The organism is Fontisphaera persica (assembly GCF_024832785.1).
In the GTDB taxonomy this organism is placed as follows: domain Bacteria; phylum Verrucomicrobiota; class Verrucomicrobiia; order Limisphaerales; family Fontisphaeraceae; genus Fontisphaera; species Fontisphaera persica.
In genome coordinates, this window is the sequence record NZ_CP116615.1 from 2351929 (window position 1) to 2376591 (window position 24663).

At 60.9% G+C, this 24663-nt stretch carries 19 protein-coding genes; 6 read left to right on the plus strand and 13 right to left on the minus strand.

Going from position 1 to position 24663, the window contains the following annotated elements:
- Positions 1 to 28: 28 nt before the first annotated feature.
- Together NXS98_RS08670 and NXS98_RS08675 are read right to left on the minus strand one after the other, a co-directional pair.
- On the minus strand, positions 29 to 4690 hold the full coding sequence (locus NXS98_RS08670; protein WP_283848097.1) for an immunoglobulin domain-containing protein: 4662 nt from the start codon (positions 4688 to 4690) through the stop codon (positions 29 to 31).
- Between the two features lie 343 nt (positions 4691 to 5033).
- On the minus strand, positions 5034 to 7871 hold the full coding sequence (locus NXS98_RS08675) for a beta strand repeat-containing protein (protein WP_283848098.1): 2838 nt from the start codon (positions 7869 to 7871) through the stop codon (positions 5034 to 5036).
- A 560-nt stretch (positions 7872 to 8431) separates the two neighbouring features.
- Here NXS98_RS08675 and NXS98_RS08680 point away from each other — a divergent pair.
- The 6 genes from NXS98_RS08680 to NXS98_RS08705 all read left to right on the plus strand — a co-directional run bounded on the left by NXS98_RS08680 (position 8432) and on the right by NXS98_RS08705 (position 13874).
- Positions 8432 to 8749: a gamma-butyrobetaine hydroxylase-like domain-containing protein gene (locus tag NXS98_RS08680; RefSeq protein ID WP_283848099.1), complete on the plus strand. Its 318-nt coding sequence runs from the start codon at positions 8432 to 8434 to the stop codon at positions 8747 to 8749.
- A complete protein-coding gene (locus NXS98_RS08685; RefSeq protein WP_283848100.1) occupies positions 8746 to 9918 on the plus strand; it encodes a 3-dehydroquinate synthase in 1173 nt (390 codons plus the stop codon). The genes NXS98_RS08680 and NXS98_RS08685 overlap by 4 nt, the downstream gene beginning before the upstream one ends.
- Before the next feature lie 152 nt (positions 9919 to 10070).
- Positions 10071 to 10877, plus strand: coding sequence for a prepilin-type N-terminal cleavage/methylation domain-containing protein (locus tag NXS98_RS08690; RefSeq protein WP_283848101.1), 807 nt, complete (start codon positions 10071 to 10073; stop codon positions 10875 to 10877).
- Between the two features lie 79 nt (positions 10878 to 10956).
- Complete coding sequence (locus NXS98_RS08695) at positions 10957 to 11697, plus strand: prepilin-type N-terminal cleavage/methylation domain-containing protein (RefSeq protein ID WP_283848102.1); 741 nt, start codon at positions 10957 to 10959, stop codon at positions 11695 to 11697.
- Positions 11698 to 11878: 181 nt separating this feature from the next.
- The gene (locus NXS98_RS08700; protein ID WP_283844571.1) at positions 11879 to 12595 is read left to right on the plus strand and encodes an O-methyltransferase; all 717 of its coding nucleotides are present in this window, start codon (positions 11879 to 11881) and stop codon (positions 12593 to 12595) included.
- 13 nt (positions 12596 to 12608) lie between these two features.
- A complete protein-coding gene (locus NXS98_RS08705; RefSeq protein ID WP_283844572.1) occupies positions 12609 to 13874 on the plus strand; it encodes a right-handed parallel beta-helix repeat-containing protein in 1266 nt (421 codons plus the stop codon).
- 10 nt (positions 13875 to 13884) lie between these two features.
- Here the strand turns inward: NXS98_RS08705 and NXS98_RS08710 are convergent, their stop codons facing one another.
- The 11 genes from NXS98_RS08710 to NXS98_RS08760 all read right to left on the minus strand — a co-directional run bounded on the left by NXS98_RS08710 (position 13885) and on the right by NXS98_RS08760 (position 24661).
- Positions 13885 to 14907 (minus strand): methyltransferase domain-containing protein, encoded by a 1023-nt coding sequence (locus NXS98_RS08710; protein ID WP_283844573.1) that lies wholly within the window; start codon positions 14905 to 14907, stop codon positions 13885 to 13887.
- A gap of 11 nt (positions 14908 to 14918) precedes the next feature.
- Entirely contained in the window at positions 14919 to 15416 is a 498-nt protein-coding gene (locus NXS98_RS08715; RefSeq protein WP_283844574.1) for a nitroreductase family protein, read from the minus strand.
- Between the two features lie 101 nt (positions 15417 to 15517).
- Complete coding sequence (gene asnB, locus NXS98_RS08720) at positions 15518 to 17437, minus strand: asparagine synthase (glutamine-hydrolyzing) (RefSeq protein ID WP_283844575.1); 1920 nt, start codon at positions 17435 to 17437, stop codon at positions 15518 to 15520.
- 87 nt (positions 17438 to 17524) lie between these two features.
- A complete protein-coding gene (locus NXS98_RS08725; protein ID WP_283844576.1) occupies positions 17525 to 18016 on the minus strand; it encodes a hypothetical protein in 492 nt (163 codons plus the stop codon).
- Between the two features lie 75 nt (positions 18017 to 18091).
- Positions 18092 to 19891 carry a hypothetical protein gene (locus NXS98_RS08730; protein ID WP_283844577.1) on the minus strand — a complete coding sequence of 600 codons (1800 nt, stop codon included), beginning with the start codon at positions 19889 to 19891 and terminating at the stop codon, positions 18092 to 18094.
- A 14-nt stretch (positions 19892 to 19905) separates the two neighbouring features.
- Complete coding sequence (locus NXS98_RS08735) at positions 19906 to 20430, minus strand: methylated-DNA--[protein]-cysteine S-methyltransferase (protein WP_283844578.1); 525 nt, start codon at positions 20428 to 20430, stop codon at positions 19906 to 19908.
- 9 nt (positions 20431 to 20439) lie between these two features.
- The gene (locus NXS98_RS08740) at positions 20440 to 20979 is read right to left on the minus strand and encodes a hypothetical protein (protein ID WP_283844579.1); all 540 of its coding nucleotides are present in this window, start codon (positions 20977 to 20979) and stop codon (positions 20440 to 20442) included.
- Between the two features lie 3 nt (positions 20980 to 20982).
- Complete coding sequence (locus tag NXS98_RS08745; protein ID WP_283844580.1) at positions 20983 to 21666, minus strand: hypothetical protein; 684 nt, start codon at positions 21664 to 21666, stop codon at positions 20983 to 20985.
- A 153-nt stretch (positions 21667 to 21819) separates the two neighbouring features.
- On the minus strand, positions 21820 to 22452 hold the full coding sequence (locus tag NXS98_RS08750; protein WP_283844581.1) for a c-type cytochrome: 633 nt from the start codon (positions 22450 to 22452) through the stop codon (positions 21820 to 21822).
- The gene (locus tag NXS98_RS08755; protein ID WP_283844582.1) at positions 22449 to 23195 is read right to left on the minus strand and encodes a cbb3-type cytochrome c oxidase subunit II; all 747 of its coding nucleotides are present in this window, start codon (positions 23193 to 23195) and stop codon (positions 22449 to 22451) included. Before NXS98_RS08755 ends, NXS98_RS08750 begins: the two co-directional genes overlap by 4 nt.
- A gap of 20 nt (positions 23196 to 23215) precedes the next feature.
- Complete coding sequence (locus NXS98_RS08760; RefSeq protein WP_283844583.1) at positions 23216 to 24661, minus strand: cbb3-type cytochrome c oxidase subunit I; 1446 nt, start codon at positions 24659 to 24661, stop codon at positions 23216 to 23218.
- Positions 24662 to 24663: the final 2 nt, after the last annotated feature.

Genomic DNA, 24663 nt, shown 5'->3' on the forward strand with positions numbered 1-24663 from the left:
ACGGGCTGGAGGTCTTCCCACTCAAGGATTAAGGCTCTCGCCGCACCTGGAAGAACTTGCCTTGCGCCGCCCGGGTGGACACCGAGTAGGTGCCCACCGGGTCACCCGGCACCGGTGAGTATGGGCCTTCCACGCGGTCGGCTTGATACAACCGGAAGCCGGTCAACGGCGGCCAGTTGATGCGGAAGGTGTCGCCGTTGACCACCGCGGGCTGCAGCCGCAGCTCCACCGGCGGCACATTGATGAGCAGCTCCGCCGCAAAGGCCACGTCACTGCTGGTGGCGTTGACCTGGTGCACTTCCACCGCAATCACGTTCTGACCACCAAACACCAGGTTGGCCACCGGCAGGGCATACGGCCCTTCCCAGCGGTAATCGTTGCCCTGAGACCGCGTGGCAAAGGTCTCATAGAAGATGGGCCCGGCGTTGGTCATGCCCACCCGCAAGGCTTCCTGCCCGTTCAGGTGAAACACGGCCCCGTCGTCAATGATGGGCCGCACCATTATCTGGAAGCTCTGCAAGCCCGACAACTGCGCCAGCGACGGCAGGTTGAACCGCCCGCGGAAATAATACGTGGTCTGGCCCATGGCCAGCGATGTGGCAATCGGAATATCTCCCTGCCCCGGTGTGCCGGTCTTGCCCACAAACAAGGCCAGCCCATTGGACCAGCCGCTGTCATCAAACGCCGGCGCCGTCCAGCCCGCGCCCGCATCGCCGTTCTGGAAGAACTTCCATTCACTGATGGGGGCAATCAGGCTGATTTGCGAGCCCAGAATCAGCCACGTGGGATTGGGTGCCAGCACATTTTGCCGATAGGCCACATCCGTCACATCCCGCACCGTCAAGGTGTAATACGTGAACGCATTGCGGGGCTCGGTGGTAATGGTCGCGGTCAGTCCGTTGGTGGCCAGCGCCACGCCCAGCACATTCAGCGGCGCCCCGCCATAAGCCGGCGCCACCACGAACCGTCCGGCCTGCGCCAAACTCGCGGCATTCATCGGCTTGTTGAACACCACCCGAATTTCCGACAGGTTGGTGGTGGCCAGCGCGCTCACCACCACCGGCCGGTTGGTATCCGGATTCACCACCACCACCGCATCGGCGCTTTGCACGATGCTCGGCGCAAAGTTGCTGACGATGCAGAAGTAGCGCCCGGAGAAGGTCTCGTTCACATTCGCCAGCGTCAAGGTGGCATTGGTGGCGCCGCTCAAGACCTGGCCGTCCTTGTACCATTGAAACTCCGGCCGTGTGCCCGAGACGGAAACCGACAGGTTCACGGCAGCCCCTTCATTTACGGTTGTCGTCGGCGCCGGCTGGCTCACAATTTGCACCGGCTGCACCTCGGTGCCCGGCTCGTATTCCACCATCAACAGCGGCCGGTATTGCACTTCGCTGTATTCGGAGGAGCTAAACCGGTAACCATCTGTGTTCACGTTAATCAACACCCAGCCATTATTAGCCACCTGGCCAGAGGCCCAGGCTTGCAAGGAACTGAGCACATCCACATCGCGTGTCTGCCAAGTTGTCCCGTTGGGATTGGGGAAGTTGGGAACAATGCTGCCATAGTTGTTGGTCGTCGCCTCCACCCCGTTGGTGGCCACGCCAGCGGTGAGCGAATTATATGTCACATTGGCGCTGTCCCACGGCACCAACATCAAGTGCAGGTAAACGGGCCCCGGCGTGTCGGCGTTGGCATCAATGGAGAACAACCGCAAGGTGGCCGACCGCAAGGTCACTCCCGGTGGAATCTGACCCGGTCCCGTCCCAAACAGGTTGCGGAATGCCACCAACACCTGCACCACGCCGCCGCCATCGGAGGCGTCCACCAGCAGGGAAGTCGCCGTGTTGTAGTTGTCATCCGGATTGGCCTGGCGCAATTGGGTGTCCTGCGCGCCGGTGTAGCCATAAAGGCCTTCCTGGAACGAGGCTACAATCCGCAGCGGCACCGTCGTCGGCGGCCGAATCACATTGCCGTGCACGTCGGTGACGCCACTGAGCCGCAGTTGATAGGTCCCGGCCAAATCCGGCATTTCCGTATCCAAAATCACCGTCGTATTATTATTCGTCAAGGTCGCCCCAAGGATGTTCAGGCAGCGGTTCGGGACGAAAGCATCGCAGACCTGGTAATTGCCCACCGTCGTGGCATTCACCGGGTCCAGCGGCTCGGTAAAGTTGATGGTGATGGTGGTCAAATTCGCCTCCCGGCGCGCGTTGACCACCTGCGGACCGGTGACATCCGGCGTGATGGTAACCGTGGCCACCCGGCTGGTGATGGCCGTGTCGCCGGCCGCCACAATCACCCGGAACTGGGCGCCATTCTCCGCCACGGTCACATTGGTGAAGGACAGGTTGCGGCCCCGGGCATTGGGAATATCCACAAAGCCCGCGCCATCATTGCGCTGCCATTGATAAGAGAGAGGCACATTCAAACTGTTGGCAGCCAGAGCCGAGAGGGTGAAAGAGGCGGGCGATTCGCGGGTAATATCCTGCGGTTCGGCCAGGAAGGTATTCTGGCCATACAACCCCGGCGGCAAATACGGCACACCCGTCTCGAGAATCGGTACCAGTTGGTTGGCCGGAGTGGGGTCGCCCACACGGCGCGCTGCCACCTGGCACCAGTCGCCGCCCGTGCCTTCCTTGTAAACCGCCTCCACGTAATACGGGCGGCCTGCCACCAGAGCGAAGGTGTTGGTCGAAGTTTGTATGGCCGTGCCCGGCTCCTGGAAGGCGTTGCAGCAGCCCGTCTCATACGCCACGCGCACCTTGCCATCGGCCGAGGGGCCGTTGGGGTTCACGTACAACTCGGAGGCGTCATCGCTGCGAATGAAGAAGTGATAATTCCCGGACACCACCGGAATAAAGAACCCGCGCATCCGGGCCCCGTAATTCTGGCGATAAGGTTCACCATTGCTGGCATCCGGCCAGAACACCGTGGTGTCGAAGTTGGTCAGCACAAAGCTGCTGTCCGGTGCATGGGGGAAGTTGGTATGATTGAGCAGGTTGGTAATCGCCGTGCCGCCCCCTGTATAATACACATCAAACATGACCCCGCCCGCCAGGTTGGGCGTCCACGTGCGGAAGGAGGTTGAGAGAAAGTCAAAATTATTCACCAGGTCCTGCACAAAAATATCCAGGTTGTAATCCGTGTTGGGTGCCAGCGGCGAAGTGAACAACACCGCCGTGCGGTCGTTGGTCAGCACCACCGAATACACATCAAACATGCTAGGCGTATAATTGGCGCCATTGCCCGCCACGCCAGGGTCCACTGCCTCATCGAATTCCACAATCACCTGATTGTGAAAAGTATTGGGCACAATGCGCACCACCTGCGGTGGGGCGATATCCGAGGACACAATCACTTGCGCCACCGTGCTCGTCGCTCCGTAAAGAAGGTTGGTGACCACCACATAATAATTCCCGCTGTCCGCCGCCACCGCCGAGGCAATGGTGAAGGTCTGGTTGGTGGCATCGGGAATGGCCTGGCCATTCTTGTACCATTGAAATTGCGGGCGCGTGCCCGTCACCCCCACACTCAGGTTCAAGGGCCGCAATTCCAAAATCGTCAGGCGGTTGGTCGGTTGCTGCGTGATTTGAATGGGATTTACAAACACCGTCACGGTGGAAACCGTGGTGGTCATGGCATTGTATTGGTTGCGGATGACCGCAAAATACGTACCGCTGTCTGACAACATGGCGCTTGGAACGCTGTACGTGCGCCGGGTGGCGCCCTCAATGGCCACCGCATTGCCCGGCGTGCCTCGGTACCATTGGTATTGCGGGCCGCCCCCCAGGGTTTCCACCGATAGGGACCACGGGCTGAAGGCCTCCACCACCACATTGGTTTCCGGTTGGCGCACAATTTCAATCGGTCCGCTCATCAATTCCTCCAGACGCAGCGCGTTGAAACCGTAGGATACGGTAGCCGCGGTGCCGGCGGGGATTGGCCCGGTGTACACCCGGCAGACAATGATGATTTCCCCATCGGCGCCAGGGTCAATGTTTGTCCACCCCACCACGTCACCCGCCACAACATTATAACCGGGGTTGAAAGCCACCTCATTGGGGCCAAGTCCAGACCCCGGATACTGCGCATCCAATATGCCCGGGCTGGAGGGCCCCGTCAGATTGGCCGCATCAAAGGATTCGGCCCCCAGCAAAGTAACCCGCGTCCACCGAATGGTATAGCCCGAATTGCCGCGCACGGCTGTGCCATGGAAAGAGTAACGGGCGGCGGGGTTCAAACCAGTGAAACGATAATAAATGACGTCCGAGGTGGAATCCAAATACACTGCGTTCTGGCCTCCAGACGCCGTGCTCCAGTCCACATACGGTCCAAACATGTTCATCGCCGGGGTGTCCTGGTTGGGCGTGCCCATCGTGCCCGCAGGCACCACGTTTTCATTGTAGATTTCCAAGCGTGCGGACAAATCCTGCCCCGTGCTCAAATCCTTCAGGAACCCGCTGCCCGTAATCGAAACGCCTTGGGCAACCGTGCCATAAGTGGTCACATTGGGATGAGTCAGGGGGCCATTGAAAACATCATTGATGGCCACCCATTGACCATGCGCCAGCGATACCGTTAAAGCCAGGGTTAATCCCGCCAGCCAGCTTCTTAATCCGGGCCTGAAACCTGCTCCCTGCCTGACCTCTCCAAGAAGCCCGCCATTGAAGTTGGATTGCTGTGTTTGCATAAACATTATTGTCCTTTCTGCACGGTTTGCCGCCACCATTAGCACAAAGACATTCTTTGCCCCCCCCAAAGGCTAAACTGGCCTTTGTGTCCATTGGCAGACGGCATGCTTGTTAGGGTACAAGGCAATAATTAGCTAAATTCTTGATGGAGTGCAATCCCAAAAAAGAAAATTTTTTGTGTAAAAAGGGTTAATAATGAGCAACTAACAGAAGTTTTGCTTATGCGCACCCCCTGCCCATCCCCGCATGATTCCCAACCCCTTGGATTACGAAAAATGACTCCGTGCCTTATCCTGCCGGCACTTGATGAAGTTACTGCCCAGCCTTTTGGGCAGAAAAGATTTAATGAATAGCAGCTAGCACTTTTCGGCCCAACACCAACCACCGGTTGCGCTCACGCCAACCCACCAAACCCGCCAGTAATACCACCGCCACAATTGTGGCCGGCTCGGGCACTGGCACCACCTCGCCGCTGCTCAACATCACCGCATTGTAAATGCCGGGCGTCAACCCAAACGGATTGACGAATCGGACTTGCGAAAGCTGGCCAGCAGTCAAACCGCCGGGGCCAAAATGCACTTGATCTGTTCCACCCCCATAGAGGTTGCCCGTCCAATTCACAATACTCAGGATGGCCGAAGCATTCCACGACTCGGTGGTGCTGTTGGCAAAGGTTAAAATGCTGTTCCCCGCGCCCAAATCCACGGTGGAGTTGGCGTCCAACGTCAGTTTGCCCAGGGTCTCGTCATATCCGCCGGTGGCAAAGGTGCCGCCTGCCAGCGTCATCGGCACCGAATTGCCAATCCGCTCGTCCGCTCCCAATAAAAGCGTGCCGTTGTTGATGACCACGCGCGTCGGGGTGATTTGATTGGCCAGCACCGTCGTCCCCGGCCCGTTCTTGACAAAGGCGCCCATGCCGGTGAGCGGTGTGGTGCCGCTGACATAAGTGGTTTCGCTGGCCGCCGGGTTCATGGTGATATTCGGAGTGTTGGCCAGCGTGGTGCCATTGCCAATCAAATCCCCGCCAATGACCAGCGTGCCTTTGGTGGTCCCTGCTCCGCCGCTGAGCGTGCCCCCTTGCAGCAACGCATTGCCCTCAATCGTCAACGTCCGCGGGGTGGTGCCGCTGCCCAACACCAGCGTGCCGCCGCAAACATCCAAGGTCGTCCGAATGGCCGCCGTGCCCACAAAAGATTGATTCGCGCCCAATTGCACGGTGCCGCCCTTCACCACCAGGCCGCTGAAGTTGGCCATGTCATTGGCGGTTTGGCCAATGGTATAGACGGGGTTTACGGTGTTGGTGGTGCGGTCAAAGCCCAGCTTGATGGGGCTCGGGGCGGATGGTCCCGGCGCAAAAGTTTGCGCCGCGCTGTCGCTAAAGGCGATGGTCAGCGTGCCATTGGTGCCCTGCAAGTTCTGCAACCGCGCCGGCGTCACCAGGTTGGTGACAAACGCCCCCGGCCCCTGGATGCGCAACCCATTGCAACAATTCGGGTCTGGGCTGTTCACAATCAAGGCCACAGACGGCGCAAAAATGACGCCATTCGTGAAACCGCCAATTAATAGATTGGTGCTCGGACTCCCGATGCCAATGCGCAAATCCACGATGGACTCGCCCTCGGTGCCGCAGCAAGACCCCACGCCTCTGCCCCGCCCTTCAATGTTGCCACGCACCAGATGCTCACCCGTCATGCCCGGCAACCCATCATTTTGACGGGAATACCCAAACATCAGCGTACCCCCCGCTTCAATCACAGTTTTCGCGTCCAGAATCACCCCAGAGGTGTTGATGGCGTTATCACTGCGGAACCGGATGTCAATCGTGGCCACCGCATTGCTTTGAATGGTCAAGGTGTTGGCATTCAGCACACTGCCGCCCAGAATCAAATAGTCGTCCTGCACCGAATCGGCGGTGCTGCGCCCCTGGAAATTGACCCGGGCGTTAGTGCGCACCAGAATGTCCGAAGAAATGCGCCTCCTGTCATAATACTCGGTGACCTGCACTGCCCCCTCAATCACCACCCCGCCATAAAACGCAAAATTAGTGAAATCCGCTGGTGAGGTATTGCCACTTAAGGAAAGACGCCCCACATTGGTGGCAAAGCTGCCCACGGTGGAATTGCCATTGGCAGGGCCGCGAAGTATCAAGGTGCCCAGAAAATTGGTGTCACGGAGCTGGAAGGTGGCGCCATTGTCCAACGCAAAAACCACCGTGCCCGTCCCATACAAGCTCCCGTTGGGTATGTTGAAATCCTCACCGGCATCCCATGCGCCGTATCCCACGGTATTCGCCAGTGTGTTGTAACGGATGATGGCCGGTGTGTTGGAAGAGGCATTGACATTAAATCCCCCCCACGCGCTCACCCCCCGAGCAGGGCGCGCTATGTCCAACGTGCCGCCATTGGTGGTCCAGGTAATTTCGCGGTCCAAGGTGGTGATGTCGCCCACGGGATTCAACAACAGCGTGCCCCCATCAATCACAATGGCACCACTGCCTGCCACACTGCTGCCCGACCCATAGATGTCCAGGTTGCCTCCGGGCCGCAGGCTCAGGGTGCCCGCCTGCACCCGCAAGCCATCGAAATCATTGTAATCGTTGCTCAACAACAGCGTCCCCGTGCCCGACTTCACCAGTCCGCTGCCCGTGATATAACCTGAAAAGGTGGTCAAACCGCTGTTGGTCACGGTCACCACCCGGTTCGTGGTGGATACCAGCGTCATGTCCCCCGAGAGCGTCAAATCGTTCGTGCCGCCCACCCCAAAATCACCCCCTACGGAGACTGTATTATTCAGCGTCCTTGCCCCGCCTCCGGCCTGTATCGAGCCCCCGTTGAGGGTCAGAGTGCCGGTGCCCGCCGCATTATTATGGCCAAATCTCACGGTCCCATTGTTGATGGTCAACCCGCCGGTGTAATTATTGTTGCCGTTGAAAATGGTTAGTCCGGTGGAGTTGTGTGTGATGGAGCTGGTGCTGTTTTCAGTGACAACCCCGTTAAATGTTAGTGTGCCAGCACCAGCCAGGGTTAATATGCGTCCCCGCAAATCAACCGTATTATTAAAAGTCAGGCCTCCGCCCGCCACTGAAGACCAAGTTTGGTTGCCGCTAACCAGCCGCATCTGCGTGTTAAAAACCTGCACGTCGGCATCCAGGTTGGTGATGCCCCAAGTGCCTGTTTCCAAGCGAAAGTTATTTACACTATTGAGGGTAAAAGAAACACTCCCCGCGGCATTCAAAAATCGCATGCCTTGAACCGTCCGAGCTTCGCCCCCCAAATTCACTAAATGCCGCGTGGTGCCTGCGGCGTCAAAGGTAACGAAGGCTGAGGTACTGTCGGGGACGGCAGCAGGGCTCCAGTTGCCAGCGGTCCCCCAATTCGTTGAAACACTGCCCGTCCACGTATAGAACGTCTGGGCAAGTATCGTCCCCGGCATGGCCAGCCATGCCAAAACCATCCACCCAAATATTTTGTTGGACAATAACTTGCTCAAACTACACATCATCCACCCGCCAAGAATAGCAAAGGCAGTGCCATTCTCAACTATGATAAAATGACACACCTGCAAATCTTTGACAATTTTTTTCATTAAAAAATCTACAAATCATAACTTGTTCTGGCCGAGCCACTTTTACAATTCCTGTACCAAGATTAAGGCCTTACAAAGATGCGCTTGTCTCCCGCCATCCAAGGTTGCCCCATTCCCCTTCTTGAAAACGCCCCTCATGCTGTTATCGTAACCCCATGCGACCGCTGGATTTACAGGTTGTCGGCCAGGAGCTGGCCATCAAATGGGAGGATGGCTCGGAAGCCTTCTTACCTCTGGAAATGCTCCGCCGCCACTGCCCCTGCGCCGGATGCAAGGGCGAAATGGATGTCATGGGAAAGGTGTATAAAGCCCCAGACCGCCCCCTCACCCCCACCGCCTTCCAATTGGCCCGCCTGCTCCCCGTGGGCAATTATGCCGTCAACCTCGTCTGGGCCGAAGGCCACCAAGCCGGCATTTACTCCTTTGACTACCTTCGCCGCCTGGCTGCCAGCCAGAATCAGGAGCCATCATGAGCTTCGCCCCGCTGCCTGTTATCGAGCATCCCATCACGGTCAGATGGCAACACCGCGTGTTCTTCACCCGAAACCTCTTTCACCCAGAAAACCCTCTTTTGGCCAAGGTCCTTTGCAGTAACAACGAAATCCAGCCCGCCCGGGTTTGGATGGTGGTGGACGTCGGCCTGGCTCAAGCGCAACCGGAATGGCTGGCCTCGGTCATTCCATGGTTTGCCCAACACAGAGGCACGTTGGAGCTGGTCAGTCCCCCCTTGGTTTATCCAGGCGGCGAGACCGTGAAGAATGACTGGGCACACCTTCATTCGTTGCTTCAGGAAATCGAAAAACACCGCCTGGACCGCCACAATTACCTCATTGCTGCCGGGGGCGGGGCTTTATTGGACTTGGCAGGTCTGGCCGCCGCACTGGCTCACCGTGGTTTGCGGCTGATTCGCCTGCCCAGCACTGTGCTCGCCCAGGCCGATTCCGGAGTGGGCGTGAAGAACGGCATCAACGCCTTTGGGAAAAAGAACTTTCTCGGCACCTTTGCCCCCCCTTATGCCGTCATCAACGACCTGGCCCTGCTCCACACCCTTGCCGAACGTGACCGCCGGGCGGGGTGGGTTGAAGCCGTCAAAGTCGCCTGCCTCAAGGACGCCGCCTTCTTTGCCCAATTGGAGCGCGAGGCCCAAGCCCTGCTGGATTTTGAGCCACAAGCCGTCCAAAGCGCCATTTACCGTTGTGCCGAATTGCATGTGACGCATATTGCCCAGGGCGGCGACCCTTTTGAATTTGGCTCCGCCCGGCCGCTGGATTTTGGTCACTGGGCCGCCCATAAACTGGAAGCACTATCCGATTGGACCTTGCGTCACGGCGAAGCCGTGGCCATGGGCATCGCGGTGGACGTGCTGTGTGCCCGCCAGGCGGGCTGGCTGCCCGCCCCGGCGGCGGGCCGCATTCTTGCTCTCCTCCACCAATTGGGATTCAGCCTTTACTCCCCCCTCATGGAAAAAAACACCGCCGCCGGCCAATGGGCCTTGTGGGAAGGCCTGCAGGAATTTCGCGAACACCTGGGCGGCCAACTGCGGCTCACTCAGTTGCGGGACATTGGGCAAAGCTTTGAGACCGATCACCTCGACCCCCGGTGGGTCCGCCAGGCGGTGCAGGTGTTGAAACAAGGCGTCTGAGGATGAAAAGCCCGCCTTGGGGGCGTTGAAGTTGCGCTAGCCCGAATGGCGCAACCGGTTTATATTGATGGGCGGCAATCATTTCTTTGCAACCAATGCCCGCGTTCACGCGTCTAGGATAGATGATGCCGCCCGGTAACGGCATGATTGGTATGAAATTGCCAGTGAGAAATCGCCCGGCACGACGCAGGGGATTGGTCGCGCAGGTGGATTTCTTGCCCCTGCTGGCCCCTCGTCGCGCCTTCACATTGATTGAGCTGCTGGTGGTCATTGCCATCATTGCCCTCCTGGCCGCCATGTTGCTGCCCGCCCTGGCCAGCGCCAAAGAAGCCGCCAAACGCACCTTTTGCATCAACAACAACAAGCAACTGGTTTTGGCGCATCAAATGTACGTGGATGACAACGAGGACCAATTCTACCCCCGTACCATCAACCCCTGCTGGATGACCGGCCTGCTGCCCTACTACAATCAATCCAAGATGCTCCTCTGTCCCAGCGATGACCCTGAACCCGCCCGCTGGACCGGCTTTGGCGGCGGCACGGTGTATCCTGTGGACGCCGCCCCGCGCAGTTATCTGATGAATGCCTACAATGACTATTTCATGAATGTTTTCACCAATGCCCGCGATTGGCAGCTCTACATGTTCCCCGGCAAATGGGTGGGCATGCCCGCCACTGCCATCAAAGACCCCTCCACCACCATCATCTTCGGCGAAAAAGAAACGCGCTCACCCCACGTGTACATGGACTTTTCGCAGGGCGTGGGCAATGACATGGAAGAAGTCGAGCATGGCCGCCACGGCAAGGCCGGGGCCAGCAAAGCCAGTGCCGGGTCGGTGCACGGCTTTGCGGACGGCACGGCCCGCTTCATCAAATTTGGCAAGGCCGTCAGCCCCATCAACATGTGGGCGGTCACTGAACTTTGGCGCACCAATGCCGTGGACGTCACCGTGCGCTGAGTCGCTCAGGCTGGCCCCGCGCCAATTCTTTTTTGATGTTTGGCAACCGAACCCGCGTCCAATCAGCACTGACGACGTTATGATGCCGGAAACAAAGCGGCCCCTGCAGGCGTTCACCCTCATTGAACTGCTGGTGGTCATTGCCATCATCGCGCTTCTGGCCGCCATGCTCCTGCCCGCGCTGGCCAGCGCCAAAGAAGCCGCCAAACGCACCTTTTGCATCAACAACAACAAACAGCTTTCCCTGGCCCACCAAATGTATGTGGACGATAACGAGCAACGGTATTACCCGCGCACCCTTAATCCTTGCTGGATGACCGGTCTGTTCTCTTATTATCAAAACGCCAAACTGCTGCGTTGCCCCTCGGATGACCCCAACCCGCGCACCTGGAATGCCAACCCGCAATTCCCCATTGACCTGGAGCCGCGCAGTTATGTCATGAATGGGTGGAATGATTACTTTCTGACTGTCTTCACCAACGCCGCCGATTTCCAGGCCTACATGCGCCGCTCCTGGAATCCCGGCATGCCCGAAGGCGTGGTCAAAGACCCCTCCGATACCATCCTGCTGGGCGAAAAGGAAACTCAGTCCACCCATGTTTACATGGATTTTACCCAGCGGGCAGGCAATGATTTGGATGAGATTGAACAAGGCCGTCACGGCAAGGCCGGCAGCACGCGGGGGGGCACCGGCTCCGTCTATGCCATGTGCGATGGCAGCGCCCGATTCATCCGGTACGGCAAGGCGCTCGCCCCTTTGAACTTGTGGGCCGTCATGCCCGAATGGCGCACCAATGCCGTCAATGTCTCCCTGCCCTAAAAGGCAGGCGAGTTCCCTCAGCCCATTCAGGCACGGGTGGGCTTGCAGAACCGTGGCCTTTTTGCCAACGTCCTTGGGCATGACCACACTCCCAGCCAAAAGCCTCCGCGCCCTGTTATCCAACTCTCCAACAAAACTGCATCCACCGCACGAAAACCATAAGGCACGCCCTGCTTGCACCATGAAAACCACCCCGGCCCTCTCCCCCAATTCACGGCACTCCAAACTGCCGCGCCGCGCTTTTCTCGGGCAAACCGCCATGCTCGGGGCCGCCTCCGCCCTGCTGCTGGCCCAGTCCCATCAGCCTGTTGCAGCCGCGCGGGTCTCCGCTGCCCAACGCGACCAGTGGGAAAAAATCCTGCGCCAGCTTGAAGCCGAGGACGAAAGCATGTTTGTGGTGAACCGCGCGGAGACCGCGGTCGCCCATCTTCTGGCGCATCTGCGCGGCGCACGGGAAATCCTGGAAATCGGCACCGCCCATGGTTACTGGACTTTCTGGCTGGCGCTGGCCGCCATGTCCCGTGGCGGGCGTGTTACCACCATCGAAATTGTGCCCGAGCGACGCGCCAAGGCCATGCAACACTGGCAGGCTCTGGGTGTGTCCCGGCACATCACCAGCCTGGAAGGCAACGCTCACCAGCTTGTCCCCACTCTAAAAAAAAACTACGACTTCGTGCTGTTGAACGCCGACAAAACCGGGTACCTGGATTATTTCCGCAAACTGTATCCGCGCAAGCTCAAGCCCGGCGCACTCCTGCTGGCCTACAACTACAGCGCGCGCCTGGACCCCATGAAGGATTTTGTCGAAGAAGCCCGCGCCCACCCTCAACTCACCACCGCCGTTTTTCACGCTGTGCCGGACGATGTGTTTTTTGCCGCCCTGGATTTGCGCCCCTAATTCCATGCGCGCCGTGATACCACGTTGCCTGACCTGGGCCTTTCTGCTTTGCGCCCTTTCTCTGGCTGCGGCGGTCTATGTAGTGGGGCCGGACCAAACCCATACCAATCTTCAAAGCATCGCCCCGCTGCTCCGGCCCGGTGACCTCGTTGAATTGATGGGCCAAGCCACTTATCGCGGCGACGTGCGCTTCACCGCCAGCGGCACCGCCGCCCAACCCATCACCATCCGCGGCAAACCCATCGTCGGCCGCCGCCCGGTGATTGCAGGAGTTCAGGGCGCCGAAGCCGCCGTCATCCGCATCAGCGGGGACTATTATGTGTTGGAGGATTTGGAAATCACCGGCGGCGGCGATACCAATGCCACCCGCGGCGTGCGCCATGTTGGCCACGGCTCGGTGTTGCGGCGCGTGGCCGTTTATGACGTGGACGGCCATGGCATCCTGAACTCGGACGCCGCCGGTTCTCTGACGCTGTACCAGGTCACGGTGGCCCGCTGCGGACGCGGCGAAGTGTATCACCAAATTTACATCGGCATGGACACCTTGAAATACCCTGACGCCGTTTTCCGCATGGAATTTTGCCACGTCCTGGAGGGGCGCGGCGGCAACAATGTCAAATCCCGCGCCCGCCGCACCGAGCTTTGGTACAACTGGCTCGAAGGCGCCTGGGGCCGGGAGTTGGAATTGCTGGGCCCTGACCGCCAGGGGCAGCCCGCCAGCAACGCGCCAACCGTCCGCTGCGATGCGTTGATTGTGGGTAATGTGCTGCACAAATCACGTGGCGTCCTGGCCTCGGCTCTGCGCGTCGGCGGCGACGGCAGCGGCACCAGTCACGGACGCGCCCAGTTTATTCACAACACCTTCCTGATGGCTCCGGAATTCGCCCGGGCCGGCGTGTTTAAGTTACAGGACGCTTTTGAGGCCCTGGAGGTGTACCATGGTGTTTTTTATGCCGGCGGCAAACCTCTGCGCCTGCTCTACGACCCCGGCCTCTCCTATCGCTCCGAGGGCGCGCACAACTGGGTGCCCCGCGGCTCCACGCATCTGCCGCGGCACTGGCAACAAACCCACACCGGCCCCGACCCCGGTTTTGTGCAAGCCGCCCTGCAAGACTGGCGTCCCCTGCCCCAAAGTCCTCTGGTAAAATTTGGCCAAACGCTGGAGGCCTCCCTCCCTCGTCCCCGGTTTGAACCCGCGCGGATATTGGCCACGGAAAAAATCTCCTTCCGCCCGCGTCCAGCCCAAGGCCGGCTGAGCCTTGGCGCCTTTGAACCTTGAGTTGGCGCTCTCAGCCGCCAACGGATGGGCCCGGCCGCCGCCCGCGCCCTTCAATGCCGTTGTACCCGTAGTGCACCTCCACCTCCTCCAGCCCCGCCCGCGCAAACCATTGCCGCACCGTCTCCAGAGTCTGCGGATAATCATAGCGCGGCGACAGCATGTCGAAGGTGTCCAAAATGGCCCACTCCAGCAAATGCTCCTCCTTCAAGGGATAGACGCCGCGATAATCCGCAATCAACAGCCGCCAGTTCAGCCATCGGCCAAGGCGCGGAATCCGGTGAATGACGCGGGCCACCGGCCACATTCCGCGCACATACGCATTCACCCACCGATACAGCCGCTCCGGCGCCATGCGGCGCGTGAGGGGGCGCACAAAATATTTGGTGCCAAAAAGCTTGCCGATGTGCCCCCGCAGCGAGTCATTGCGCTTGTACACATCCACCGCCAGCCGCCCCCCCGGTTTGAGATGGCGCGGCAAGGCCATGAAGGCCTGCTCCGGCTGGGGCGTGTGCTGCAGCACCCCAAAACAATAGAGCTTGTCAAAAAAATCAAAACGCACCGGCAGCCGATAAATGTCTCCTTGCGCCACCAGCACATTCGGCAGCCGCCCATTCGAGGCGTGGCAGGCCTCCACCGCCACGCTGTAATCAATCGAAACCACCATCGCCCCCGTGCGCGCCGCCTGCTCGGTGAATCGTCCGGAACCACACCCCACCTCCAACATCCGCTCGCCCCGCAAATCCCGCGGCCAGCGCGTTTCCTCAAAAAATCTTTTCTCGCTGACCGGCACGCCGGTGTAGCTGTCGTACTGTGTCCGCGCGTGTTGCAGCCATTCAAAGCCAAAACCGGCCGCGTAATTTTCCGACGGCACAAAGCGGGGAATAAAGCGCTGGATGGGATACCGGCGGGCACAGCGCACACACGCCAGTTCCCCCCTCTCGATGCGGCCCTCCACCATTGCCGCGCCGGGTGAAAGCTGCAAATCACCCCGGCATTCGGGGCAGGCCAGCAGCTCAAGATGTTCAGGCCGCATCGAAGACTGAATTAAACCTCACTGACAATGTCCCCGATGGTCTTGCGCGGCGGGCGCGGGGTGGGGTCATTCGGATACCCCAGCGGGGTCACCGCCACCGGGTCCCAATCCTCATCCAGATTCAGCGCCAGCCGCATGCCCTGGCGGTCAAAGGCGCATATCCAGCACGTGCCCAGCCCCTCGGCAGCCGCCGCCAGCACCAGATGCTCGAACGCAATGGCCACATCCACCTCGTGGTAACTCTGGCCATCCCGCCGCCAACCCAGCTTGCGATGCCCCAGGCCCACAATAATCAAAGGCGCCGTCATCACCCACGGCTGCAAATAGCGGCTCACCCGGGCGCGCATGGCGTCACTTTTCACCAACAAAAACCGCCACGGCTGCAAATTGCAGGCCGAGGGCGCCCACCGCACGGCCTCCCAAATGCGTTCCAGTTTGTCGGGACTGACCGGCGTGGAATGATAGAGCCGCACGCTGCGGCGCGTCTTGATGACATCGTAAAAATTCATGGATTGTCTGGTGTCGTTTTGTCTATGCCCCGGAATGCCCTCCCTGCCAAGCAAGAAATAAATCGGAGAATGAAAGCCACCTGCCAGGGGCCCGCCCCCGCTCAAGGACCCTCCAGGCTCAACCGGTCCCCCGGCTTCAAGGTGCCTTCCACAAACATCTGCCACCACAGCTCCAGCCACACCAAAGCCCACAGCCGATGCGTGTGATTGGCCTTTCCGCGGGCGTGCTCCTCAATGAATTGGTGTATCGCCGAAGCATCAAACCACCCCGTGGCCACCAGATGCCCCGCCGGCAGCCAGCGCCGCAGCCACGGCACCCATTCCCGCCGCAGCCAGTGTTCCAACGGCAGCGCAAAACCCTGCTTGCGCCGGTAAATCACCTCGTGCGGCAAATGCCGCGCCGCCAGTTTCTTCAACAGATACTTTTGCCGGCCGTGCCGCACCTTGCACAGCGGGTCAATGGACCCCGCCAGCTCCGCCACCGCTGTATCCAGAAACGGACAGCGCAATTCCAGCGCCACCTTCATGGAGGCCACATCCACCTTCACCAGGTAATCGTTTGGCAATCGCGTCACCATGGTCAGGAATAAATGGCGGTCCACCGGATGCAACGCCGCTATCTCCGGCTGCCACACGGCAAACACCTCCAGCGCCGGCTCGTCCTGCAGCAGATGGCGAAAAGCGTCGCGATAGAGCTGCGCCTTCTCCCGCGGCCCAAAAGCCATCGAGAGACTGTGCCGCGTACCCGGGTCCCGGCTGGCGTGAATGGCCACCGTGCTGAGCTTGCGCAACAGGGGAACCTGCTCCACCCGCTCCCGCTGCAGCAACACCTCGTCCATCATCCGGCGCGCGGGGCCGGGCGTGCAGCGCTCGTACCACCACGCCGCCCACGCCGCCCGCGCAATGTCATACCCTCCGAACATTTCGTCCCCCCCATCGCCAGACAACGCCACCGTCACCGACCGCCGCGCCGCCTGGGCCACATAAAATGCCGGAATGGCCGAGGAATCCGCAAAGGGCTCGCCAAATTCCCACACCAGCGACGGCAGAATGCCCAGCACATCCGGCTGCAGCATGATTTCCTCATGCGCCGTCCCATAGCGCGCCGCCACCAGCCGCGCATAATGCAGCTCCGAATAATCTTGTTCGCGAAAACCGACGGAAAACGTCCGCACCGGCCCGCCGGACACCTGGCTCATCAGCGCCACCACCAGACTTGAATCCACCCCGCCGCTCAGAAAAGCTCCCAAGGGCACATCACTGATTAACCGCCGGCGCACCGCCCGCCGCAAGGCCGCCTCAATGCGCTCCAGCCATTCTGGCTCGCGCAACGCCAGCTTGTGCCCAAACGGCGGCTGCCAATAGCGCACCCAGCGCACCCCGGCGGCGGAAAAAACGCCATAGTGCGCCGGTTTGACCTTCTGCACCTCGCAATAAATGCATTGCTCCTGCGTCGTGGCCAGGTGATGCAAGTAACAATCAATGGCCGCCGGGTTGAGCCGAAGCGTCATTTCAGGGTCCCGGCGAAAGGCTTTGATATCGGAGGCAAAAGCCAGACGCTGCCCTTGCTGGGTGTAATAGAGAGGCTTCTTGCCGAACCGGTCACGCGCCAGCAACAATTGCTGCCGCCGCGCATCCCACAAACCAAAGGCAAACATGCCGTCCAGCCGCTCCACCACCCCCTCGCCCCATTCTTCATAACCATGCAGGATGACCTCGGTGTCGCAGTGGGAAACAAAGCGATGCCCCGCCGCCTTCAGCTCGCGGGTCAATTCCGGAAAATTGTAAATCTCCCCGTTGTACACCAGCCACAGGGAGCCGTCCTCATTGGACATCGGCTGATTGGCCTGGTCCGACAAGTCAATGATTTTCAGCCGCCGATGCCCCAACCCCACCGGCCCCTGCACCCACAAGCCCGCATGATCCGGCCCGCGATTGGCCATCACATCGCGCATGGCCGCCAGCACGTCCGGCGCAACCGGGCGTCCATCCCAATGCACAAAGCCGCATATGGCGCACATCAGTCGGAACCTGCGAAAGCCGCAAGCCTGTTCATGCTCGGGCTTGCCGGAAAGTTGAACCTCGAGGCCTCACCCCGGACGGGCAGCTTAATTGGGCCTGATTTCCTCCCGCGGCGCGGGTGCCGCGGGCTTGTCCGCCACGTCGCCACCGCAGCAATCCTCCGCGCGAGCAGGCGGTTTGTAGTGATACGCAGAATGCGGCGAAGGGGCCGCCGCCACCTGCGCGCCCGCCTCCTGGGGCGCCGCATTGGTTTGCGCACGGCCATATTGCTGGAGGGCCAGCTTGTATCCGTTTTCCACCGGCTCAAACCGGTTGCCGGAACACCCCAAGTAGGTGCGCGGTTGGAATTGCGGGCGCACAAATTCCGGGGTGATAAACTGGGGCTTGATGAACTCTGCCCGGTAGGGGTCGGGTTTGACAAAATCGTTTTTCTCCCGCGCCCGGCGCTCAAATTCCGGTTGGATGAAACGCGGGGCGACAAATTGCGGGTACAGGTAGCAGGAGCTGGCCTGCGCGCCAACCGTGCGCTGCCCCTGAGCCGCCGCCCAGCCCGCAGCGCCCATCCAGGCACACATCACAACCAGAAAAAAGGCAACCCGCTTCACAACCGCCATTTAAGCCTCAAATCCGGGCGCTGGCAAACAAAAAATGCATCAGCCCAAAGCGGCATCCGGGCCGCCCGCAGTCACCGGACGGACCAGCTCAAAATTGCACAAGCGCAGTTCAGGCTTGCCCAGGGTGTCCCGCACCAGGCGGTTCTCCGGGTCAAAGGAAATCAACAGATGCTCCGGCTCCAAATTCAGGTCTTCATAGCCGCACCGCTCAAAACGCCGGCGGGCGCGCTCCATCAGGTCCTCCATTTCCTCCGCGGTGATCAAACCCTGCGCGTATGCCTCGCGTACATTGATGCCCCGGAAATAACTCCCATCACTGATGGCCAGCAGCACATCCGGGCCATTCCAGAATCCCCAAATCGAAATATAATCATGCCCCGGCTGCAACAAAGGCTCCCCATCTGGCATGCGCACGCTGGCAAATCGCTGGTATCGGCTGGGATCGGTGATTTGCCGCAAGTGGTCATTCCGGCTGCCGGTCATGTAAATGGCCCGCGGATACACCGTCCGCGCCCCGGCCGCGCTCAAACCCAGGGCGCACGCAAACTCTTCAAAGGGGCTGTTGAAACCATGCTGTACGATGCGCCGGGAACGCACGCTGTCATCCGGCACGTGCGGCGTGGTGCCCAGCCGGGAAACCTTCCACACCAGATTGATGTTGTCCTTGGTGCGGGTGAGGTAGGTTTCGCTCCGGTTGGACAACCGCTTTTTGGGCGTGCGCCGCCAGCGTTCCGGCAGGAAATAATTGAACAAATCCGGGTCCTTGCCCACCACCCAGAGCCGGCCGCCGGTGCTTTCCGCATTCCCGTAGATATAATCCACCCCCAGGATGTTGACGGCTTTCAAATGCGCCGGCAGCGGTTTGCTGGTGTTGATTTCAAATCGCCGCGCCATGTGCTCCAGATAATATTGGCGGTTGAAGTTGGCGACCGCCTGCTCGTGCTCCGGCGTGCGCTCCAGCAACTCATAATCCACCACCGCATACACCACCTGCCGGTTGCGGTCCCGAAACAGCGTGAAATCCGGCTGCGGCCGCACAATGATATGCTGCGGCTTCATGTCCACCATCCGGTAGCCCTTGTGTTCCAGCTCATGGTTGACCAGGCTTGTCACCGAGGCCAGAAACTCCTCCCGCGCCTCGCCGGTTAATTGGAACAAATTCGCCGTCTCCACCAGGTCCAGCCCCTTAATCCACCCATACAGCAGCACATACTGGCGCAGGATGTCTATTTCCACGCCGGGCGATTGGGCAATCTTGGCCGCGATGCGGTCCTGGGACCGGCCCGTCTGCCAGAGCTGCAAGCGCTCGCTGGGCACGTAAATGGCCAGGGGTTTTTGCGTGCGAATCCGAATCCGCGGCGGGCCATATTCCCCGCGCCGCATCTCCATCACCAGCGCAAACTCCTCAAAGGGACTGTTGAACTCGGCATTGATGAATTTGTTGACCGTCAGCGTGTCCAGGGGCACCACTTCACCCACGCGGGACCATTTAACGACCAGATTGACGGAAACCCCGGCCACCGGCTTGGTGGGCACGCGATACACCGTGCTGGTGCCCACCAACCGCTCCCGTTTCGCCTCAAACCACTCCTTGCCAAACCAGTTCTCCGGCAATAAATGCTCCCAGTACGGCAGGCCGTATCGCGTCAGGTACAACTCGCCGCCATCCGACGTCTTGAGATGCGTGTAATCCACCCCCAGCAGCGAAACCGCCATGGCCTGCCGCGGCAATCGCGCCAGTTGCCGCACGGAAAACGGCGTCCGCGCCTCCTCACCGGCAGCAGCTTCACCGGTGCGTTGCCGGGCCTCGGCAGCAATATCAGCCCACGGCCTCTTCATAACACAACCCTATCCTACCATAAAACCAGCCGGGAGTGAGCAATTTTATGTCCTTCTAATTTCAACAGCTTTTCCTTCCACGATAAACCTGCGGAAAAACCTCCCAACCACCCCCCGGCGGCCACCACGCGGTGACATGGCACCATCAATGGCAGGGGATTGGCCCCGCAAGCCGCGCCCACGGCCCGCGCTGCCCGGGGCCGGCCCATCTGGCGCGCAATGTCTGCGTAAGTGCGCACCTCGCCCGTTGGAATCGTCAACAACGCCTCCCACACCGCCCGCTGGAAAGCCGTGGCGCCGGACCAATCCAGCGGCGGTCGTTGAAGCACGGAGCGGCCCTCCAAAATGGCTTGCAGCACCCGGCAGGTGAGCTGGTGCCAATCGGCCACGCATCCCGGCACGGCGGAGGAAACCTCACGCGCATCGGCGCCGGGAAATTCAATCGCACGCAACCCCGCCTCCCCATAGCTGACAAGCCACTTTCCCCACGAAGAAGAGAAAACCAAAACCCAAACGCCGGTGCCAGGCGGCCTCATCATGCGGCGGCCCTACTGATTATGCCGCAAGAGCGACAATAATATCCACAACACCACCAAAAATGCCCCTACCAACAGCAAAAAACGGTTGCGCGCCACGCGCTTTTCAAAACGCAATGCCACCGGCTCGCGCAATCCCCCGTACGCCAGATATTTGACCAGGTGGGGATTGCTCGGCGGTGGCGGCCGCCACCAGGCAGTCCACCGCTGCCACCATCCAACCAGATCAAACTTGCGCACGCCCAATTCATTGTACAACTCCGGATGCGCCGCCGACTCGGGCACCACAGCCGGTGGTTTGGGGGCCGGGCGCGGCATCGTGGCGGCAGGTGCAGGACGGGAAACCGGGGCGCGTTCCGCCACCGGCGCGGCAGGCGCAGGCTTCGCTGGACTCACCCGCTGGGACACGGGGTTGACCGGCCCGGGGCCTGCCGGGGACGCAGGCAACTGGGCGCTCAACCGGCGAATGCGCGCCTCCAATTCCGCGATTTGGATATTGAGGTCGCGCTCGCGGGTTTGCAAAGGGTCTGATTTGCGTCGAAGCCAGCCCATGCGTCACTTGCCACGCAATAACAAGGTCGTAATCAACAATAATAAAGCCAGCACCAGCGGCCAGGTCAGCCCCAGTCCCACCCGCGTCAACGCCCAAAAATCCAGGCTGGTCCATGCCGGCGGGCCCTGCTGAGATGCCGCCGCGGCTGATTCTCCCCCTGCGCTTTCCGGCGCCGGCGGATTCAGCAAGGGAAACTTCAACCGCGCGCTGTTCCATTCCATGCGCGCATTCTCCAACGTGGTCAACGCGCGCGTCATTTCACTCTGGAAATTTTCCGCGGTCCATGACTCCTCCTGAATGGCCTGGATTTTGTTCAACGCCTCGCGCAATCCCGCAATGGCCTTCGCCATTTGCTCGGCCTCCTGCCGCGCGGAAAATTCCGCCTCCTCCAGCAAACCCAGGCCGCGGGTCAAGTGCCGCACCATTTCCTCGCGGCCAGTCTTCCACTCCGCCTGACGCCGGCGTGTCTCCTCCAGGGCGGCCCGCTCCCGCTCGAGTTGCTCCTGCGCCTGGCGCAGCCGCGCCAGCTCCGCCTGCACCTCGGCCACCTGCGACTCCACTTCCTCGCGCGTCGGGGCGCGGCCTGCCCCGGAAGTCGAGGCCGTCGCCTCACCTGGGGCCGGGGAGCGGCGTCCGTCTTGATAGTCCAAATCCACAAATTCGGATGGATCCAATTTGGAAGCCATGCGCCGAGCTTAGTGAAGCCCCCGGGCACTGTAAAGCAATCCTTGCACCCTGGACCGTCGCCGCCGTCCTCTTGCGCCCATCAACCCGCCCGCGTGCCAACGGCCTTCTGGCAGCCCCCTCTGCCGCGTCCAACGAAAGCGCGCGGAACCTTTTTATTCCTCCCCGAGGGCAATCTTTAACAGTTCCTCCTGCGTCCAATTGGTGTCCCGCCCCGCGGTGGCTTTGCGGATGGGAGCCACCTGCTCCGGCCGCACCGGCGACGCCTGGTTGCCCCATGCCTTGTTCATGCGGATGTAGGTGAGAACCGCCGCAATCTGCTCGTCATTCAAAGTATCCTTCCAGGGCAACATGACGTTGTTAAACGTGTACGCCTTGCCACTGACCGTGATGGGTCCGGCCATCCCATTCAGCACAATCCGGATGATGCGGTTAGGATGTTCAGCCAGCACCCAATCCGACCCCGCCAGCGGCGGCGCCTGAATGGGGCTGCCCAAACCATCGGCCTGATGGCAGGAAGCACAGTACGTCAAATAAATGCCGCGTCCCTTTTCAAACAAGGGGTCCGTGGCGGGTTTGGGATTCGCCTCCTCCACCTTCTGCAGGGACGCATAGGGCGTGTACACCCGGGGGTTGAAACCGCCCGCCTGCCGGTCCAGGCTCATGGTGGCCACGTAAAACAAAATGCCCAGCAAGCCCACCAGCCACATCGGCGTGGGGGCGGTCCCGGCCTGTGGCTCGGCGTCCTCAGGCAGGGGGCGAAGCTCCATGGGAGAGGGCGCGCTCATGGCGTGGAAGAGTTGACGGCGGACGGCGGCACGGCATTCGTGCCTCCCGCCTGGTTGACCTGGTTGGTTTTCCCGGCGGCTGCAGCCGCCTCAGCCGCGCCCGGCAGCGGCGCCTCAAATACCGGGGCATCCGCCCGCAAGCTCAGCAAGTAAGCCATCAACGCCCGGGCACGCGGGCCGGGTACGATTTGCTCAAGCCAGCGTCCCGGTCCTGGCTGATTCACTTGCAACGCCAGCGGGTCCGCCTCCTGACCAGGGCGCAGGGGCCGCCGCTCAAACAAAAAGGCATAAGCAGGCATGACCGAAGCAGGCGCCAACTGCCGTGGATTGTATAAGTGCAGGTACAACCGCCGCTCCAATTCCTCCACGTGATTGGAGTCGGTTAAAAATTTCCATGGTACCGCAAATCGCGCCGGCTCGCGCATCGCCAGGTTGGCCAGGTCCGGCCCCATCCGCAGGTTGCCCACCAGCACCGGCCGGTCCGCCAGGAAATCCTGCGCCACCGTCCGCCGCACCCCCCAGCCGCGCTCAAGGTCACCTTCCGGGCGCACCTGCTGCGTGTGGCACTCGGCGCAACCCAGTGACCGATAGACCTGCAGCCCTTGCTGTGCCAACCCCGGCCGCCCTGTGGGATAATCCGGTTGTGGGGCCGGCTGGGGCACCGGCTCCAATCGGCCCAACTGCAACTGCGGCGTCATCACCAGCCCGGCCCAGGACAGCGCCAGCGTCAGAAACGCACTCAAGAAAATCAGCGCCCCGTGATTCATGCCGCCACCTCCCGCGCTGGTGATGTGGGTGCCGGACAGCAGCTCGTGCGCACCGCTTGAAACATGGCCCGTGACCCCTGATAGATTACCGCCCCGGCCAGCGCCGTCCCGCCCACCGTCATGATTAACAACCCCAGCCCGGCCAGTTTCAAACCCGGCAGCGCCGCCGTGACTGCGGTCATGAATGGCTGCCGCCAATCGGCCAGGACGCCAGCCTGAGCGTTGCCAGCCCACAGCAACCCGAGGGCCCACAACACCGCGCCAGCCATCAGGCATCCGGCCATGCCGCGGCTCAAGGTGCAGGTGCACGCTTCACCTCCGCAGGCCAGCCGGGGGACCACATACATGAACCCGCCCGCCAAAACCGGCAACGCAAAACCCAGCATCCATAACGTGGGCCGCGCCGCGGTCAGAAAAGTCAGATTCACCACCTCCTGCAGGGCTGGCCGCGATACCGCCGCCTGCCACACCACCGCCACCACCCACATCAACGCCCCAAACAAACTCAACCCCAGCCCCGGCTGCCGCCACAAACCCCGATATTGGCCGCCCAGGGTCTGATGCAGATTCAACGCCAGCGCCAGGGCGGCCACCAACATGAGCAGGTCAGCCACCGCGCTCACCGCCGGCAGCCAGCGCGGCACCGGCAGCCCAAAATGAAATCCGCCAGCCGTGCCAAAGACCGCCACCACCCAGAAAACCGTCTTACTCATCGCCACGCTATGCAGGGGCCGCCCGCTGTAACGCGGCACGAAATAAAACACCGCCGCCAGCCCCGCCGCGGAAAGCCAGAGCACCAGGAGATTATTGGCCAGCCACGTGCCGGCCACCACTTGCATCACCCCGCGCGGCGGCGCGCAATGCAGCAACACCAGCCCGACGGTCATCAGCCAGAACAACCAAAAGACCCCCGCCATGGCCCACCATTGCGCGGGATACACCGCCGGCCGCGCCCGTTGCTGCAAGGTGAACCACGCGCTCACCCCCAGCGCCGCCAGTCCCGCCCACATGACCCCGCTCCCATAAATCGGCGCGCCCCACAACGGATAGCCCGTCGCATCCCCCGCCAAAATGCCCACCGTCCCCAATATCACGCCCAAGTTCCACAGCGCTCCCCCCAGGCACGTCAGCCAGCGCTGTTGCAAGCCCACACCTCCGAGCCGTGCGAGCATCCATAATCCCAGCGCCAACCCAGCCTGGGTGGCAAATCCGTAAAACAACACATGCTGCGCCGCGGGCCACAATCGGCCATAAGAGTTCCAGGCGGACGTCCCCAAGGCCCCGGGAAAGAGCAACTGTCCCCAGGCCCATGCCATGAGAACCAAGCCCAGCGCCAGCCAGCCCGCCGCCTTGGCCAGCAGCCACAACACCGGCCAGCGCGACACCGCATCCACTTCCGCGGCGCTCCGGGGGGACGGGGAGGCTGAAGGTGCAACACTCATAT

Coding starts and splice junctions, on each gene's coding strand:
- asnB (WP_283844575.1), bottom strand. CDS start 17,437: ATGTGCGCCATATGCGGCTTTGTGCATTGGGATGGACGCCCGGTTGCG.
- NXS98_RS08760 (WP_283844583.1), bottom strand. CDS start 24,661: ATGAGTGTTGCACCTTCAGCCTCCCCGTCCCCCCGGAGCGCCGCGGAA.
- NXS98_RS08670 (WP_283848097.1), bottom strand. CDS start 4,690: ATGCAAACACAGCAATCCAACTTCAATGGCGGGCTTCTTGGAGAGGTC.
- NXS98_RS08710 (WP_283844573.1), bottom strand. CDS start 14,907: ATGCGGCCTGAACATCTTGAGCTGCTGGCCTGCCCCGAATGCCGGGGT.
- NXS98_RS08695 (WP_283848102.1), top strand. CDS start 10,957: ATGATGCCGGAAACAAAGCGGCCCCTGCAGGCGTTCACCCTCATTGAA.
- NXS98_RS08715 (WP_283844574.1), bottom strand. CDS start 15,416: ATGAATTTTTACGATGTCATCAAGACGCGCCGCAGCGTGCGGCTCTAT.
- NXS98_RS08735 (WP_283844578.1), bottom strand. CDS start 20,430: ATGATGAGGCCGCCTGGCACCGGCGTTTGGGTTTTGGTTTTCTCTTCT.
- NXS98_RS08685 (WP_283848100.1), top strand. CDS start 8,746: ATGAGCTTCGCCCCGCTGCCTGTTATCGAGCATCCCATCACGGTCAGA.
- NXS98_RS08690 (WP_283848101.1), top strand. CDS start 10,071: ATGAAATTGCCAGTGAGAAATCGCCCGGCACGACGCAGGGGATTGGTC.
- NXS98_RS08730 (WP_283844577.1), bottom strand. CDS start 19,891: ATGAAGAGGCCGTGGGCTGATATTGCTGCCGAGGCCCGGCAACGCACC.
- NXS98_RS08745 (WP_283844580.1), bottom strand. CDS start 21,666: ATGGCTTCCAAATTGGATCCATCCGAATTTGTGGATTTGGACTATCAA.
- NXS98_RS08750 (WP_283844581.1), bottom strand. CDS start 22,452: ATGAGCGCGCCCTCTCCCATGGAGCTTCGCCCCCTGCCTGAGGACGCC.
- NXS98_RS08740 (WP_283844579.1), bottom strand. CDS start 20,979: ATGGGCTGGCTTCGACGCAAATCAGACCCTTTGCAAACCCGCGAGCGC.
- NXS98_RS08700 (WP_283844571.1), top strand. CDS start 11,879: ATGAAAACCACCCCGGCCCTCTCCCCCAATTCACGGCACTCCAAACTG.
- NXS98_RS08680 (WP_283848099.1), top strand. CDS start 8,432: ATGCGACCGCTGGATTTACAGGTTGTCGGCCAGGAGCTGGCCATCAAA.